General features: G+C 38.4%; 16 protein-coding genes. 8 read left to right on the top strand and 8 right to left on the bottom strand.

Features of this window, described 5'->3' with window-relative positions:
- Positions 1 to 335 precede the first annotated feature (335 nt).
- Complete coding sequence (locus tag JOC77_RS16825) at positions 336 to 521, bottom strand: YhzD family protein (protein WP_204545601.1); 186 nt, start codon at positions 519 to 521, stop codon at positions 336 to 338.
- A gap of 261 nt (positions 522 to 782) precedes the next feature.
- Here JOC77_RS16825 and JOC77_RS16820 point away from each other — a divergent pair, with 261 nt between their 5' ends.
- The 6 genes from JOC77_RS16820 to JOC77_RS16795 all read left to right on the top strand — a co-directional run bounded on the left by JOC77_RS16820 (position 783) and on the right by JOC77_RS16795 (position 8700).
- Positions 783 to 1682, top strand: a complete 900-nt coding sequence (locus JOC77_RS16820; RefSeq protein WP_204545599.1) for an ABC transporter ATP-binding protein — start codon at positions 783 to 785, stop codon at positions 1680 to 1682.
- Positions 1675 to 2916, top strand: a complete 1242-nt coding sequence (locus tag JOC77_RS16815; protein ID WP_204545597.1) for an ABC transporter permease — start codon at positions 1675 to 1677, stop codon at positions 2914 to 2916. The genes JOC77_RS16820 and JOC77_RS16815 overlap by 8 nt, the downstream gene beginning before the upstream one ends.
- A 166-nt stretch (positions 2917 to 3082) precedes the next feature.
- The gene (locus JOC77_RS16810; RefSeq protein WP_204545588.1) at positions 3083 to 4297 is read left to right on the top strand and encodes a metallophosphoesterase family protein; all 1215 of its coding nucleotides are present in this window, start codon (positions 3083 to 3085) and stop codon (positions 4295 to 4297) included.
- The gene (locus JOC77_RS16805) at positions 4294 to 7299 is read left to right on the top strand and encodes an ATP-binding protein (RefSeq protein ID WP_204545585.1); all 3006 of its coding nucleotides are present in this window, start codon (positions 4294 to 4296) and stop codon (positions 7297 to 7299) included. Before JOC77_RS16810 ends, JOC77_RS16805 begins: the two co-directional genes overlap by 4 nt.
- 121 nt (positions 7300 to 7420) lie before the next feature.
- A complete protein-coding gene (yhaM, locus tag JOC77_RS16800) occupies positions 7421 to 8365 on the top strand; it encodes a 3'-5' exoribonuclease YhaM (protein WP_204545652.1) in 945 nt (314 codons plus the stop codon).
- A gap of 125 nt (positions 8366 to 8490) precedes the next feature.
- On the top strand, positions 8491 to 8700 hold the full coding sequence (locus tag JOC77_RS16795; RefSeq protein WP_204545582.1) for a sporulation YhaL family protein: 210 nt from the start codon (positions 8491 to 8493) through the stop codon (positions 8698 to 8700).
- Positions 8701 to 8793: 93 nt separating this feature from the next.
- Here the strand turns inward: JOC77_RS16795 and JOC77_RS16790 are convergent, their stop codons facing one another.
- On the bottom strand, positions 8794 to 9666 hold the full coding sequence (locus JOC77_RS16790) for a peptidylprolyl isomerase (protein WP_204545579.1): 873 nt from the start codon (positions 9664 to 9666) through the stop codon (positions 8794 to 8796).
- Positions 9667 to 10005: 339 nt separating this feature from the next.
- Here JOC77_RS16790 and JOC77_RS16785 point away from each other — a divergent pair, with 339 nt between their 5' ends.
- Positions 10006 to 10092 carry a YjcZ family sporulation protein gene (locus JOC77_RS16785; RefSeq protein WP_204545640.1) on the top strand — a complete coding sequence of 29 codons (87 nt, stop codon included), beginning with the start codon at positions 10006 to 10008 and terminating at the stop codon, positions 10090 to 10092.
- 90 nt (positions 10093 to 10182) lie between these two features.
- Here JOC77_RS16785 and JOC77_RS16780 read toward each other — a convergent pair whose 3' ends face one another.
- The 3 genes from JOC77_RS16780 to JOC77_RS16770 all read right to left on the bottom strand — a co-directional run bounded on the left by JOC77_RS16780 (position 10183) and on the right by JOC77_RS16770 (position 11951).
- Positions 10183 to 10365, bottom strand: coding sequence for a hypothetical protein (locus JOC77_RS16780; RefSeq protein WP_239558850.1), 183 nt, complete (start codon positions 10363 to 10365; stop codon positions 10183 to 10185).
- A 244-nt stretch (positions 10366 to 10609) separates the two neighbouring features.
- A complete protein-coding gene (locus tag JOC77_RS16775) occupies positions 10610 to 11185 on the bottom strand; it encodes an HTH-type transcriptional regulator Hpr (RefSeq protein ID WP_204545576.1) in 576 nt (191 codons plus the stop codon).
- Positions 11186 to 11567: 382 nt separating this feature from the next.
- Positions 11568 to 11951, bottom strand: a complete 384-nt coding sequence (locus tag JOC77_RS16770) for a YtxH domain-containing protein (RefSeq protein ID WP_204545563.1) — start codon at positions 11949 to 11951, stop codon at positions 11568 to 11570.
- Positions 11952 to 12188: 237 nt separating this feature from the next.
- Here JOC77_RS16770 and yhzF point away from each other — a divergent pair, with 237 nt between their 5' ends.
- The gene (yhzF, locus tag JOC77_RS21935; RefSeq protein ID WP_377337409.1) at positions 12189 to 12374 is read left to right on the top strand and encodes a membrane protein YhzF; all 186 of its coding nucleotides are present in this window, start codon (positions 12189 to 12191) and stop codon (positions 12372 to 12374) included.
- Positions 12375 to 12429: 55 nt separating this feature from the next.
- Here the strand turns inward: yhzF and JOC77_RS16765 are convergent, their stop codons facing one another.
- The 3 genes from JOC77_RS16765 to JOC77_RS16755 form a co-directional block, all read right to left on the bottom strand.
- Complete coding sequence (locus JOC77_RS16765) at positions 12430 to 12957, bottom strand: tryptophan transporter (RefSeq protein ID WP_204545560.1); 528 nt, start codon at positions 12955 to 12957, stop codon at positions 12430 to 12432.
- A 120-nt stretch (positions 12958 to 13077) separates the two neighbouring features.
- A complete protein-coding gene (serC, locus tag JOC77_RS16760; RefSeq protein ID WP_204545557.1) occupies positions 13078 to 14163 on the bottom strand; it encodes a 3-phosphoserine/phosphohydroxythreonine transaminase in 1086 nt (361 codons plus the stop codon).
- Between the two features lie 387 nt (positions 14164 to 14550).
- Positions 14551 to 14973: an HIT family protein gene (locus JOC77_RS16755; protein WP_204545555.1), complete on the bottom strand. Its 423-nt coding sequence runs from the start codon at positions 14971 to 14973 to the stop codon at positions 14551 to 14553.
- Positions 14974 to 15558 lie beyond the last annotated feature (585 nt).

Here is a 15558-nt window from a genome sequence, read left to right as displayed (position 1 = left end):
CGGGAGTGTGTTTTAAAAATCCAACTGCACACCCTTATTTTCGTGTTGCCTTTTTTACCCTTCTAGATTACTTTGGAGAGGATTGATCCCTAGTTTTTTTTTTTTCACAGAAAAAGCGGCAGTGAAAGGCCGCTTTTGCCTTTTGGTGGCGATCGGCTTATGACCGAAGGTGTCAGTTGGGAGCACAAAGAAAAGTAGATAACGGAACGTTTCAAAGTTCCCTTCCTTATACAATTTAAAGTAAATAACGTTTAAGAACCCTATAACTAGAATTAAAGCCAGATAGTATGGTACAAAAAAGATCCGATGCTGCCAAAGAGCCTCGGATTTTTCTGTTAACGGTGGAACAGTACAAGTTTTCCTGTAGGAGCTGTGCATCGGTGAGTGTGTTCTTGAAATCCTTTTTCTTCTAACCGCCCTGTTCCAAGAGTTTTTGCCTGGTCATCAGTTTCTGCTTGGATCGTTTCGTCCAGTAGTTTTTCTCCTGATACGTCGAATACGGTTAACTTATAATTTTTCATAGAAGTCTCCTTTGAAATAAAATTCTGACTATTTTCTACTATTTTTACATACTATTTATTTAGTTGTAAAGAAACTATAACGAACAAAAAAGATTCTCTTGTGAAAAGATTCATAATTTATTAACATCATATAAGTGGGATAATATTCCTTTTTTAACAGCAGGAAGAATAGACATAAACATTCCGCATAAGAAGATAATCGGTTGCATGTTTGAATGAATATGACTGAGATTTTCTATTTAAATCATGGGGGGAGCAAAAATGGTTCTCGAGATTAATAATGTATCGAAGCATTTTGGGGATTTTAAGGCTGTTAAGTCACTGAGTTTTACCATACCAGAAAAAGAAATGTTTGGATTTCTTGGTGGAAATGGGGCAGGAAAAACCACAACTTTCAGGATGATTTTAGGTTTGCTGAAACCTACTACTGGAGAGATTTTGTGGGATGGTAAGAAAATTGACTATTCAACAAGCCCTTTAATCGGATACCTGCCGGAAGAAAGAGGATTATATCCAAAATTAAAGGTTAAGGATCAGATTGTTTACCTGGCACGCTTAAGGGGCATGGATAAGACGCTTGCTCTCAAAGAACTTGAATACTGGCTTACTCGATTTAAGGTGCCTGAATATATGAATAAAAAAGTCGAGGAATTATCAAAGGGGAACCAGCAAAAGATTCAGGTAATTGCCTCCATCATACATAAACCAAAGCTTCTTATTTTAGATGAACCTTTTAGCGGCTTAGATCCAGTAAACGTGGAACTTCTTAAGGAAGCTATTATGGAACTAAGGGAAAAGGGTACGACAATCGTGTTTTCCAGCCATAGAATGGAGCATGTGGAAGAGCTATGTGAAAATCTTTGCATTATGCATAAAGGAAGCCCGGTGGTATTCGGTTCACTAAAAGAGATCAAACGGTCGTTCGGCAAGAAGAACCTTTCCATTCATGCTGACTTCGACTTAAGCTTTCTAAAGGATTTTCCAGGCGTGGTTAAGGCGAAAGCCACCTCAGAAGGGATTACGCTTCAGATTTCAGGAGAAGAGGCTGCAAGGCCGATATTAAATGATATTGTATCAAAAGGCTTTATACGCAAGTTTGAAATCGAAGAGCCGTCACTGAACGATATATTTATTGAAAAAGTAGGTGCAGCGTATGAATAAGTTCTGGATTATTTTTTGGCACACGTTTACAACGAAAATAAAGGCTAAATCTTTTATCGTTTCTACTGTAATTATGATGGTTTTAGTATTGGGAGCTACCAATATGGCTAAGTTCATACAGTACTTTGAAGATAAAAAAGGCCCTGAAACCATTGGAGTAGTAGATGAGAGTGGGGAATACTACACCGCTCTAAAACAGCAGCTTTCGGTACAAAAGGCCGACTTTAAAGTAACTAAGGCTGAAAGTGAAGCATCGGCAGGCAATCAAGAGGCTAAAGATAAAATTTCAGGATATCTGCTTATTAATGAGGATGGCCAGGGACTGCCATCTGGTGTGTATAAGTCTGAAACCATATCGGATTCGACAATCAGCTCACAGCTTCAGTCGGCGCTTCAGCAGGTAAAAGGTTTACAGGCTACCCAGAAATTAAATTTGAAGCAGGATCAGATAGCTTCTTTATACGAACCCGTTCAATTTGATATTGTTCCTTTAAAAAAGGATGCAAAAACACAAGAAGAGCTTAATCAGGCCAGAGGATTGGTTTACATCATTTTGTTTGTGATTTATTTTTCGGTTCTCATGTATGGCAATATGATTGCAATGGAAGTAGCACAGGAGAAAACTTCCAGGGTCATGGAAATTTTAGTGTCCAGTGTTTCTCCTGTAAAACAAATGTTTGCTAAGATATTTGGTATTGCCTTACTGAGTATTTCACAGCTTGCTTTGTTTTTTATCGTCGGATATGCATCATTCAAAAAGAATCTCGACTCTATTAGAGAGAGCGGGATCCCATTCTTCAACTTTGACGAACTTCCGGTAGCGACCATATTTTATGGTATTTTATTTGCTATTCTTGGCTATTTTCTATACGCCACACTTGCTGCATTCTTAGGTTCACTGGTAAGCAGGGTGGAAGACCTTCAGCAAACCATCGGTCCAATGACATGGCTGGTAGTAATAGGTTTCACACTAGCGATGTTTGGGCTGGGAGATCCGGAGCTTTCATTTATTAAGATTATGTCGTTTATTCCTTTTTTCAGCCCCATGCTTATGTTTTTAAGGGTTGGGATGCTTGAAATCCCAATCTGGGAGGTACTGCTTAGTGTAGGGCTGCTTATCGTGACAATCATTGTGCTGGCCATCTTTGGTGCAAGAGTCTATAAAGGCGGTGTACTTCTTTACGGAAAATCAAGTTCCTTTAAAGATATTAAAAAAGCACTTTCACAAAATTAAAAGGGTCAGGCCAAATTTCTTCGTGAAGTTGGGCCTGTCCCTTTTTCCTATGATAAAATAAGATTAGGCGATCCTCTGTTCGTATGGGGACCTTGCTGGTGAAAGCGCCCTGTTTTAAGATCAAGTAGAAATTTATAAAAAATAACCTTTTTCAGGAAGGTGACTAATGAGCGAAATTACGTTTATTCATACGGCAGATTTACATTTGGACAGTCCGTTTTCTGGCCTTAAGCATATTCCAGGCGGACTAATGGAGCGATTAAGAGAATCGACATTTACTGCTTTTGAAAAAGTAGTAAACGCCGCAATTTTCCATAACGTAGATTTTATGCTGATAGCCGGAGACCTTTATGATGGAGAAAACAGAAGCATCCGGGCTCAGGTCCGTTTTCGGAGGGAAATGGAACGGCTCCAGGCTCATGACATACCGGTTTATATTATTCATGGAAATCATGATCATTTAAGCGGCAGCTGGGTTAAACTTACCTTTCCTCCCAATGTTCATGTTTTCTCAAGCGAGAATGAAGTAAAACGATTGGAAAAGCAGGATGGGACAAAAATACATATTTATGGTTTTAGCTATCCAAAGCGGCATGTATATGAACGCATGGCCGAAAAGTATATAAAATTGGAAGGGGCGGATTTTCATATTGGGATGCTTCATGGAAATCTGGATGGACACTCCGAACATGGCCAATATGCTCCTTTCACTATTCAAGAGTTAATAGACAAAGATCTAGATTACTGGGCTCTTGGGCATATTCATAAGCGGCAGGAGCTTTATCAGTTTCCTGCCATTCTATATCCGGGGAATATTCAGGGGCGGCATCGAAAGGAAACCGGTGCAAAAGGATGCTGCCTTGTAAAATTATCTTCTAATCACATTGAAAAATCCTTTATAGAAACTTCTGATATTATCTGGGACAGTAGAAAAATTGAGATAAGAGAGCAGATTAGTTTTGATTCGCTTGCAGCAATCTGCCAAGAAAATATTTTTGCGGCCGGCAGAGAGGGTAAGGGTATCTTACTAGAATTACATGTGGACCTGAACATAGACGCCGAAGATATTATGGCAGGAGCTGACGAACTTCTAGAAGTCCTTCAGGAGGAAGACCAGGGTGAAGAGGACTTTATCTGGCTTTATGCTTTAAAAATTACAGGTTCTGGAGAGGAGCTGTATGATTCTTCAAATCCCTTTATCCGCGAACTTGTGAACATGGCTGCCAGCGAAGAACTTGATACCATGTCTGCACTTGGAACTCTATTTAAACATCCACAGGCAAAAAAATACCTGGATGATTTTGATGAAGAAGAAATGCGGGAATTAAAAGAACAATCGGCTAAGATGGTTCTGAATCTTCTTAAGGGAGGTATAGAATGAAAATTAAGGAGCTTCACATTTATGGCTATGGAAAAATTGAAAATCGTTCCTTTACAGGCCTCCAGGATTTGCAAGTGTTTTTCGGAGAAAATGAGGCAGGCAAATCTACTATTATGTCATTCATTCATGGTATCTTTTTTGGGTTTCCCACAAAGCAGCAGAACATAGCCAGATATGAGCCGAAACTTCATTCGAAATACGGTGGAAGGATCGTGGTGGATACTAAAAGATATGGAACGGTAAGTATTGAAAGAGTTAAAGGCAAAGCTTCCGGGGATGTTACGGTTACACTCCCGGGTGGCGCGGCAGGAGGAGAAGAAATCCTTAAGAACATCGTTCACGGCCTTGATAAAACCACCTTTCAATCTATTTATTCTTTTGATTTAACAGGTCTGCAGGGGCTTCACAAATTAAATGAGAATGATATAGGGAAATATCTATTGTCAGCAGGAATGATTGGGAATGATGCTTTAGCTTTTGCGGAAAGTAAAATTCAAAAAGAAATGGATTCACTTTTTAAGCCTGCCGGGCAAAAGCCGGTCCTGAATGTCCAGCTTCAGGAGCTAAAGCAGATTCAGGCTGAATTGAAGAAATCTCTGGATGTCCAAAAAGATTACGAAACCCTTCAAGCAGAGCTGATTGATAAAAAAAAGCTGCTTGAAGACACACGAGATTCATCCGAATCAATAGAAAATCAATTATACACATACAAAGAATATCTCCGTGTCAGGCCTCTGTTAGAGCAAAAAGTCAACGCGTGTTCAAAGCTTGAGGAGATAGGAGATATTCATTTTCCTGTTGACGGAATGAGCCGCCTGAAGGAGCTTATAAATTTAAAAAGCCACTTTGATGCTGAGGAGGCAGCTAATACCGCTAAAGTGCAGGACCTATCAACAAGGCTTGCACAGGTGACTCCGAATGCTGTCATACAAGAAAAAGAGGCTGAAATGCAGCTGTTGGTAGAAAAATTGCCCCTACTGGAACAAAAAGAAATGGAAAGAGAACAAGTGGAGCTGCAAATTAAAAATAAGGTCCTTGTACATGAGAATCTGGTAACTGATATTCGATGTTCCTTAACTCCAAGCGAAGTGATGGAACTAGATACAAGTACATTTACAAGGGAAGCTATATATGCTTTGGATTTAGAAAGACAAAAAAGCCTGCATGTTAGGGAACAATTAGATGAACGGTTAAAAGAAGCGAGAGACTCTCTAGAAAGTACAGAAAAAAGCATAATTGACTTAAAATCGCAGCTTTTGCCTGAAGAACAAAAAAAGGTTTTGGACGAAAAGAAAGCCTTATTTAGGAATTCAGAAGCCGAAGAAATGAAAAAAGAGCTTCTTCTTACACAAATTAAAAGGATAAGCATGAGGTTAGATCAACAAAAGAAAGCACAGGAAGCGAGCAAGAAAAAACAGTCCTTATTTAAGATAACAGCTCTTATTTTCTTGGGTTTACTTGCTGCTTATGCCATTTATTCAGGTGAGTACCTGCTTACAGGGCTCTCTTTACTTGCAGGTATATTCCTTTTAGCTTCACGAGCTTTCAATAGTTCAGACCGTTTGGAAAAGGATCTGGAAGCAGAGCTGAGAGATCTTGAGAAGCAAAGACAGAAGCTGGATTCCTCTGGTGCACTTTCTTCGGAAAATTGGGATCCATCTATGGAGGCTGTTCTTAACCGGGATACGGAGCTTCGGAAGTTAGTCCGCGATAAAGAGATCAAATACCGTGAACAGGAGCTATCTTTTAACAGAATCATAGATTCCTTTGAAAAATGGGAAAAAGATTGGAAACAGATGGAGAATAGAATTAAAAGCTCATTTACAGGGCTGGGATTTCCTGAAACAACGGAGCTTCATCATCTGAAATTCATCTTTGATGTTCTTACAAAGGCAAAGGCTAATTTAATCGAACTTCAACAACTAAAAAAAGATCAGGAAGAACTAACAAAACTCACAAATATATTGAAGCAGGAGATTTATACGTATGCTGAGATGCTGGGTGCTTCCCATCACTCGTGGCGTGAAGCTGCCTCTTTCGTAAAAATGTCACTCCAAAAAAATAATGAGACCATTCAATTGTGGAAGCAGGTTCGTGACCAATATGACAGTGTTCTGCAAAATATAAAGGATAGTAAACAAAAAGTTTCATTTATCGAAAAAGAATTGGCAGATCTTTTTAGCCAGGCGGCTGTAAAAAGTGAGGATGAATTCAGGAAAGTGCATAAAAAATGGCAGGAAGCCGAAGAGGCGAAGGACGTTTATAGGGGTATTGAGATCCAGCTTGCTAATTCCATGCTCTCTGCCAGCGCTATTGAAGAATGTGAAAAACTCCTGGTAAATGAGTATACCATTGCCAATCTTGAAGAAAATCGGCGAAAAAAACTAGATGAAGCAGCATCTTTGATCAAAAGATTAGCAGAAATCGAGCTGAAAATCACCCAGTTGGAAGAAGGCGGAACCTATTCAGAGCTTCTCCATATATTCCACCAAAAAAAGTCCATTTTTCAAGAAGAAGCAAAAAAATGGGCTCAGTATGCACTGGCAAAAACCATGCTGACACATACGATCAATAAATTTAAGAATGAAAAATTCCCGAAAGTTCTGGAGCAGGCTGTTCATTACTTTACATTCCTGACTGAGGGCAATTATACAGCCATTCATTTGAATTCAGAGGTCAGCGGCCTTCTACTGGAACATAAAAGCGGGATCCTTTATGAGGCGGGGGAAGTAAGCAGGGGAACAGCAGAACAAGCTTATGCCGCGCTCCGTCTTGCACTTGCGCTGTTCACTGCAGAGGAAGACTCTTTTCCTATTATTATTGATGATGGGTTTGTAAACTTTGACCAGGCTAGAACGAAAAGAATGCTGCAGCTTCTTACTGATATTAAAAAGCATCACCAGATCATCTTTTTCACCTGCCATGAACATTTATTAATGTCCTTTTCTAAGGACGATGTCATCGATTTACAGAAAAAGGACCTCCACACGGAGGGTTTATAAAGTTCATTCAGCACGAGGACCAGAGACAAGGCTCATAGAGATCTCTTATGGATACTAGATTTCATCAGGCATCTATCAGTATGGTATACTATGAATTAGCAAAAATACGGAGGAGAATATGATGGAAAAAGGGATCGTCCATTATGGAGTTGGCGAGTCAATTGATGCATATATGTTTATTAAAAGCAGCGTGAAAGGTATTGCAAGTAATGGCAAACCATTCTTAACGCTTTATCTTTGTGATAAAACCGGAGAAATCGAAGCTAAATTATGGGATATAAGCGATGAAGATGAAAAAAATTACAGTCCGGAAAGCACAGTTAAGCTCTCAGGCGAAGTACAGAACTACCGAGGCAGAAGCCAGCTGAAAATCAGAAATATCAGGCTTACAAATGAAAATGATTCGGTAAATCTTTCTGAGCTGATTCCTACAGCTCCTATCAGCCAGGATATTATGGCAGACAAAATTACTCAGTATATCTTTGAAATGAGAAATCCTAATATACAGCGTGTTACACGTCATTTGCTTAAAAAGCATTATCAGGATTTCCTTACCTATCCGGCTGCAACGAAAAATCATCATGAATTTATGTCAGGGCTCGCCTATCATGTTGTATCCATGCTGGATTTAGCTAAAGGAATTGCAGCCTTATATCCTAACCTGGATAAAGACTTATTATTTGCTGGTGTCATTCTGCATGATTTAGGCAAAGTGATTGAGCTCTCCGGCCCTATCTCAACCAGTTATACAATAGAAGGCAACCTGCTTGGACATATAACGATTATGGTCAATGAAATTGGTAAAGCCGCAGATGAATTGGGAATCCAGGGAGAAGAAATTATGGTTTTGCAGCATCTTGTCCTATCTCATCATGGAAAGGCTGAATGGGGAAGCCCGAAACCTCCAATGATTAGAGAAGCAGAGGTTCTTCACTATATAGATAATTTAGATGCCAAAATCAATATGCTGGACAGAGCACTTGAAAGAGTAAAACCAGGAGAATTTTCAGAAAGGGTATTTGCCCTTGAGAATCGGTCTTTTTACAAGCCGATGTTCCAAAAATAATATCGAAATATATATTTGAATCGTTAGCGTATGCCTCTCCTGACTAGGAGGGGCATATTTTCTTTTAAAGAAGCATAGATTGGGAAGTAGAAGGACAAACCCGGAATTGAGAGGGGAGAAGCAGGATGCCTGTATGGATTTGGTTTGTCATAGCAGGGATAGTCAGCAGTGCATTTATGACCGTTAAAACAGCCAGGGAAGATAAAAAGCTGGAAATGGCCTGGATTGAAGAAGAAGGAAATAAGTATATGGCTAGAATGGAAGAAGAAAAGCGAAAGAGGCAGGGCTTTATTCAGACTGCCGAGGAAGAAATAAAGCCAGAACTAATTGTTTAATGGTTCCATTACAAACTGCTGCTTGTAAGCCTGCTTTAATGAAAGAAAAGGGACGAACCGTAAAAGTTCGTCCCTTTTCTTATTGGATGTATCTTATTGTGGAGTCTCAGCAGGAGCTGCATCTAATGCTTTCTTGAGATCCTTGTCTTTGATTTCAACTTTAGCAGCCTTCAGCTCACGATCCATTGCTTTTTGTACAATTTCAGGTGTAAGCTTGGACACTTTAACTTGATACTCAAGTTCTTTTTTCATTTTATCAAGAGACTCTTTCTCTTTTTTGTCAGTCAATTGAATAATGTGGTATCCGTGCTCCGTTTTAACTGGATTACTGATTTGATCTTTATTCAATTTGTAAGCTGCCGCTTCAAATTCCGGTACCATTTTTCCTGGGCCAAACCATCCTAAATCTCCGCCTTTTTCAGCAGAACCAGGATCTTTAGAATATTTCTTAGCTAGATCTTCGAATTTTTCACCTTTATCAAGCTTTTGTTTAACTTCTGCAGCTGTCTTTTCGTCCTGGACAAGGATGTGGCGCGCTTTGATCTCAGGAGTAAAGTTATCATATGCATCTTTTATTTCTTTATCTGTTGCTTTTACATCTTTGATGGCTGCTCTTTCCTGTAGCAAACCTATTTTGAAGGAGCGTTTCAAGTCAGCTTCATCTTTATAGCCGTATTGCTGAAGGGCCATGGCAAATTGAGGGCCAAGCTCTGCTTTAACCTTATCAACTTTTTCATTTACTTCTTTATTGGAAACCTTATATTTTTCAGTTAGTACTTTTTCATAAACAAGCTCTTGAAGTGCTTTATTACCGTAGCGGGTTTTCATTGAATTATATAGCTCGTCCTTAGTTACGTCTCCTGCTTTGGTTTCCACGACCGCATCGGAGCCTCCACCATTATTGTTACAGGCGGTTAATCCCAAAAGGCCAGCTGTAACGGCGATGGATAGTGCCCATTTCTTCATGCTTAACAACTCCCGTTCTTTATTTCGTGGCCTATGTAAATCCACAAATCTAACTATAACATAAATTAATTCGAAGGGAAAAAATTATTGATAATAATTGGTTTTTTTAAAAAAATTGATTAATTTGCCCATCCAATCAACCAAGAGGTACATATGATAACTTGAAGTGAAATAGGGAGGCTTTAACGCTGACAATGGACCCAGTTCTATGATTGGATATTCCATTTTCTGATTATTACATGCTGGGATATGGATACTTTCATGATTCCTGTGTCAGCATTGCCTTGCAGCCGCCTGAACAGCATTCACTTTTTTTCAAAAATGAAAGGAGGAAAAAGCATGTCTGGAGCTTACGGAGGAGGCTTTGCGTTACTTGTTGTACTTTTCATCCTTCTTATTATCATTGGTGCAGCATGGTGGAGCTAATAAAAATAGAAAAAATAAAAAGGGGAAGCGGACTGCTTCACCCTTTGTTTTATAGATACAAATTGCTTGCTTTATCACCTTAAAAGTTCACTATGTAAACAAAACTTCAATATAAGATGAAATAAGAAGAATGGTAATTAGTATATTAATCGTTCGAAAGACACCCGGCTGGCGGTCTTCAGGGATTTCTTTCTGTGTACATAGCGAGGCAGTCATTTGATTAGTAAAGAATAATATAATCATAGCAAGTAAACTGAAAAAAAGTGATATCAATTTGAAATCCCCTCCTTTATGAAAAAACACAAATTGTATAAATACGATATCAAAAATTGAGAAAAAAAGATAGTGAGAAGTGTGGGCGGAAGTGTAATATTCATAAATGGCCGGGGACTAGAGTGATTGAAAATAAGAATGAGCTGTAAACATTGTGAAATTCCGAACAATGGGCTTCGTACTAAAAGCGGATTCCATTCTTATCCGCTTTATTAGTTTTATAGCTGTCTAGAGGCAAAAAGAGTTAACTTTTTGTTTCATTTAAAGCTTCCTTTTTGGTGAGAGTGCCATTTATATCTGTAAATTCTTTTTCAATATTGGAAAAAGAGCGTTCGAAAATTTCCATAAAATGTTCTCCATATATATTTTTGATGACTGCCATCATCTCAAGCATATCGGGGAACTTGCCATAGAGTTCACGCAAGGGGAGGGCACCGGTAAATGCAGCATTATTAGCAGGGTCATATTTTTCCATAAGATCCAGGAGGATTTTCTCGCCCTCTTCGGTGATCTGGATATAAGTGTTTCTTTTATCCGTTTCCTTTTTAGAAAAAAGAAGGAGACCCCTTTCCTCCAGTTTCTTTGAAAAGTTAAAGGCGGTGGATACATGCATTACTCCGAATTTCGCCACATCTGAAATGGATGCCCCATTTAGATGATAAGCAATCCATAAGATATGATGTTCATTGATATTTAGATTGTAAGGCTTAATCCATTGCTGCCAATCTTTTTCAATTGATTTCCAGAGAGCTTTACTTAGCTGGGCTATTCTTTGGCTGAATAGCATCGCTTCTTTCATAGAATAATTTTTTTCAGGCATTCGAGATTCACCTACTTTTTAGTTGTGTACTTTTATTATGACAATAAAATAAAAACTTATAAAGTAAAAAAACAAAATTTTTTGAATTTAAAATGAATATTTTTCTTGAAATTAATAGAAATGGCTTGATATAGACATAAATAAGGATTTGAGAATGGTTATGTAGAACAGTCATAGATTGTTAACGACATGAAGGTGGTAAATAATTCTTTTTTCTAAAATAACGTTTGAAAAGCTGAAGGGCTGTTTAAAAAAGAAGACTTGGAGAACCAAGCCATTCCTTAGCTGTAGAAAATACTGAATGTTTATACTGCCTTTTTGAAGAAGAAAATCGGTTTACACGGTACTGACTAATAGGTGTAAACCGAGTTCAACTGTCAGGTTATTTATTATTTTCCTTTTCAGCGGAAGTGGGTTTGCTTACCACCCCTTCTAATTCCTGAATCGCTCCTTCAATTTCTGAAATTCTATGCTGAATTTCTTCCTTGTGCGGCTGAATGTCCTGTTTCCAGTTCTCCATCAAGGTTTTTACTTCAGAAGTAAAGGCCTTCACACTTTCTTTGCTTGTAAGGGTGGCTGATAAAGCTTCATTTTTTACATCCATGGCTTTACCCTTGATTTCATTCAGAATAGCAAGAATTTCTTCCTTATTCTCCAGGATTCGTTTTCTAAGATCTTTACCTGAAGCAGGAGTTGAAAGAAGAGTTCCTGCACCAGCAACTATCGTACCTGTAAGAATGCCCAGTAATAGCGATTTGACTTTCATAAGATCACCTCATATTTATATTTTTCTACAAAAAGGAAGAAAACTCCTTTTTTACACATTAAAAGCTTAAAAAGAAAATAATTCTCCTCTTAATTGTATATCACAAAAACTTTATCTTAAAACAACATATTTAAAATTAAGTTCCCTAAATAGACCAGGTTTTAATGCCAGCGCATGTACTTACAAGCTGTATAGGTGCATATATGATATTAAAAGGTTTTTTTACTGGGAGGAAAAATGGGAGCGATTGTATCAGCATTTTATTTTATAAGCTTCTTGTTTGCCATAGGTATGGTATATTTTTTTCTACATTCATTAAGAACCATCTTCTTTCCTGCAAAGAGGCTGTTTGTGAAAAAAGCAGCTCTTCTGGGGGCTGGAGGGGCAGCATTCTTTTTGATTGGCTTGTTATTAAGCAGCTAGTCTAGTTCATAAATAAGAAAAGCCGCCCGGTTATAGGGCGGCTTAATGTATATGTTCAGTTTTTTACGGCTGGCTGCAAGCTGGTCCGCTTTAAAATCTTTGTGACCATTGGGTAAATAATCGCCATGGCAGCTAAATTGAAAACAGCTGCAGGCAATACCACTATAGAGTAAAGTCCCAGAAAACCAGCTGAACCCGGAAGTCCGGAAATTAACAAGGCTGAACCTAGAAACACTGCACCAGAAATCAGTGTACCGATTCCAGTAAGGGCACAGACCATATAAGTGGAGCTGCTTTTTTTAACAGCTGTGTATAAAAAGTAGATCAAGAAGGCTGTAACAAATTTATCTATAATGTTTGGCAGTAATCCGCCTGGAAAAGTTGAAGTTAATCCCGATATGATTCCGGTAAGAAGGGCCAGCAATAAAACATTTTTCTTTTCAGTAAAAAGGAAGATTCCTAGAAACATCATAATTAACATTAAGTCTGGCTTCATTCCTAGAAAAAATCCAGGGATAATTAAATGCAAGGCTGCGCCAATCCCTACCAAAAGGGAAAGGGATACAAGTGTCTTCGTATTCATTTCTCATCTCTCCTATGCTTTGCTAAGCTAATTTTTTGTAAACTTCTCCGGCAGTGCACTCTTGCCTGACGCGAAAAGATTATGATGCAAATTATAGCATGTTAAAGGTGAAAGATAAAGCTAATTCCTACTCTTAAAACGAAGCATGAAATCTGCTAATCTTTCACAATGTGCTAATGGAATGGCATTGTAGATGGATGCGCGGCATCCTCCTATTGAACGGTGGCCATTTAAGCCTATAAAACCTTCCTCTTTTGCAAAAGAAAGAAACTTCTTAGTCATTTCTTCATTCTTTAATGTAAAGGTAACATTCATGTGAGATCTAAATGGTTTTTCAGCGTGACCGCTATAAAAACCCTCGCTTTCATCTATCGTTTTGTAAAGAAGATCTGCCTTTTGGCGGTTTATTTTTTCAATCCCGGATATGCCGCCTTTATCTTTTGTCCATTGTAATACTAGGGATAACAGATATATGGCGAAAGAAGGGGGAGTATTATAAAGAGAATTGTTTTTATAATACGTGTGGTAATTGAGCATCGTTGGCAAATGGGATGCATCTTCCCTTATTAGATCTTTTTTAATGATAACTACTGTCACACCCGAAGGGCCGAGGTTTTTTTGTGCACCCCCGTATATAACCCCAAATTTTGAAATATCTACAGGCCTGCTAAGGATGTCGCTGGACATATCAGCCACTAGCGGAATGGATCCTGTGACAGGGAAGGAGGTCCACTGTGTTCCATAAATCGTATTATTGCTTGTAATATGAAGATAGGCAGCATCGTCCCCCATTTGTATATCGTCTATAGATGGGATAAGGGTATAATTCATTGCCTTAGCAGATGCGGCTGTTTTTGGGTCTCCTAATTTCTTGGCTTCGTCCATCGCTTTTTCGGACCAGACACCAGTCAGAACATAGTATCCTCTTTTTTTTTCTTCTGTGATTAAATTATAAGGAACCATTGTAAATTGAAGGGATGCGCCTCCTTGAAGGAAAAGAACTTCATGAGTATCAGGAATATCTAGTAATTCGGCCAGCAGTCTTTTGGCATTATTTAGAACTGACTCGAATTCAGTGCTGCGATGGCTCAATTCTAGAATAGACATACCTGTTCCGTTGTAATTCAACCATTCTTCTTTTGCTTTTTCTAACACCTCAAAAGGCAGTGCAGCAGGACCTGCATTAAAATTTAATGCTCTTTTCATTCTTATCTCCTCCGCTTTAAATCACTAAAGTTAGAATATGTATCTTCATCCTATCAGAAATAGCAATTCATTTTAAAGTGCGAATTACCAAATTTTCAAAAAACATAAAATAGGAATTGAAGTTTCATGATAAGTATATGTAAGATTTATTCATATTTAATCAGAAACTTAGACTGATAACCTTGCAATTTAGTTTTTCTTACGGCCGGCTGGTTTTTTAGGAGGGGGAAGCAGTGCGAAGTGGCTAGTACCAATATGCTGACAACTATCGTTAGGTTACATTCCGGATGTTTTTACAAATATATAAGAAGACTGGTCAGTTATCCAATAGCTGAAATATTAGCTTAAAGAAGCCTGCAAAGAATGTTCCTTGCAGGCTGTGCGCTTTTATGTAAGATGCTTAGCGATCGAACCAGCAATTTTAGACAGGTCCTCAGATGTATAGTCGCTTGTGTGAGTTTTCCAGACCGCTCCAAATCCATCTCCTTTTCCATATCGTGGAATGAGGTGCATATGGTAGTGGAATACAGATTGTCCAGCATGCTCGCCATTGTTATTTAGAATGTTTAAGCCGATTGGATTGAATTCTTTTTTTATGGCGTTCGCTATATCGGGCACAGCAGAGAATAACTGGCTGGCTGTCTCGGATGTTAATTCATAAATATTTTCCTGGTGTACCTTAGGAATAACAAGAGTATGTCCTTTTGTTACCTGGCTGATATCCAAAAATGCCATAATATGCTCATTTTCATACACCTTTGATGCGGGGATATCTCCTTTTAGAATACTGCAAAAAATACAATTGCCCATTTATAAAACCATCCTTTCTTGAAACGGATACCCAAATTTTATCATAATGCTCAGAAGGCAGTAAAATAAATAGAAGACATTTTGATAAGCTGAGGGTCTGAAGGGGAGGATCCTGTAATAACCTATCGTCTTATGGCATAAAGAAAGCAGGATGGCTGCTGCCACCCTGCTTCTTGAGGAAGGAATCTAATGTTCAAACGTCTATTACAGGCAGAGTCCTCTTTGATAAACACCTCATTTTTTTAATGAATGGTTATCTCGGGAAGAGCTTCTTTGTCCATTCGGAACATCTCCTTGTCCTTTATAGGTTTCACAACTTATAAAGCGGTTGAAGTCTGCATCACTTCACTTTAATGAAGAATGCCTCAGTGGAACAAATATACCTTGTGCAAGAAAATCACGTCTCCTTCTTGCTAGACCAATTTGAATGATGAAATTCAGTTAAATATCTTTAACTGACACCTCATTTCAATGATGATAAAAACCACAAGTTTTTAAAACATCATTGCTGATTCCTTCCTCTACATTATCTTGGGCAATTTTGCTCGAAAACTTACTTGTAATTTTTGGTAATATGCTTTTATT

It is taken from the genome of Peribacillus deserti (assembly GCF_016909175.1).
Taxonomy (GTDB): domain Bacteria; phylum Bacillota; class Bacilli; order Bacillales; family DSM-1321; genus Paraperibacillus; species Paraperibacillus deserti.
The sequence above is the reverse complement of the archived record's forward strand: the minus strand, read 5'-3'. Positions and strand labels throughout refer to the sequence as shown.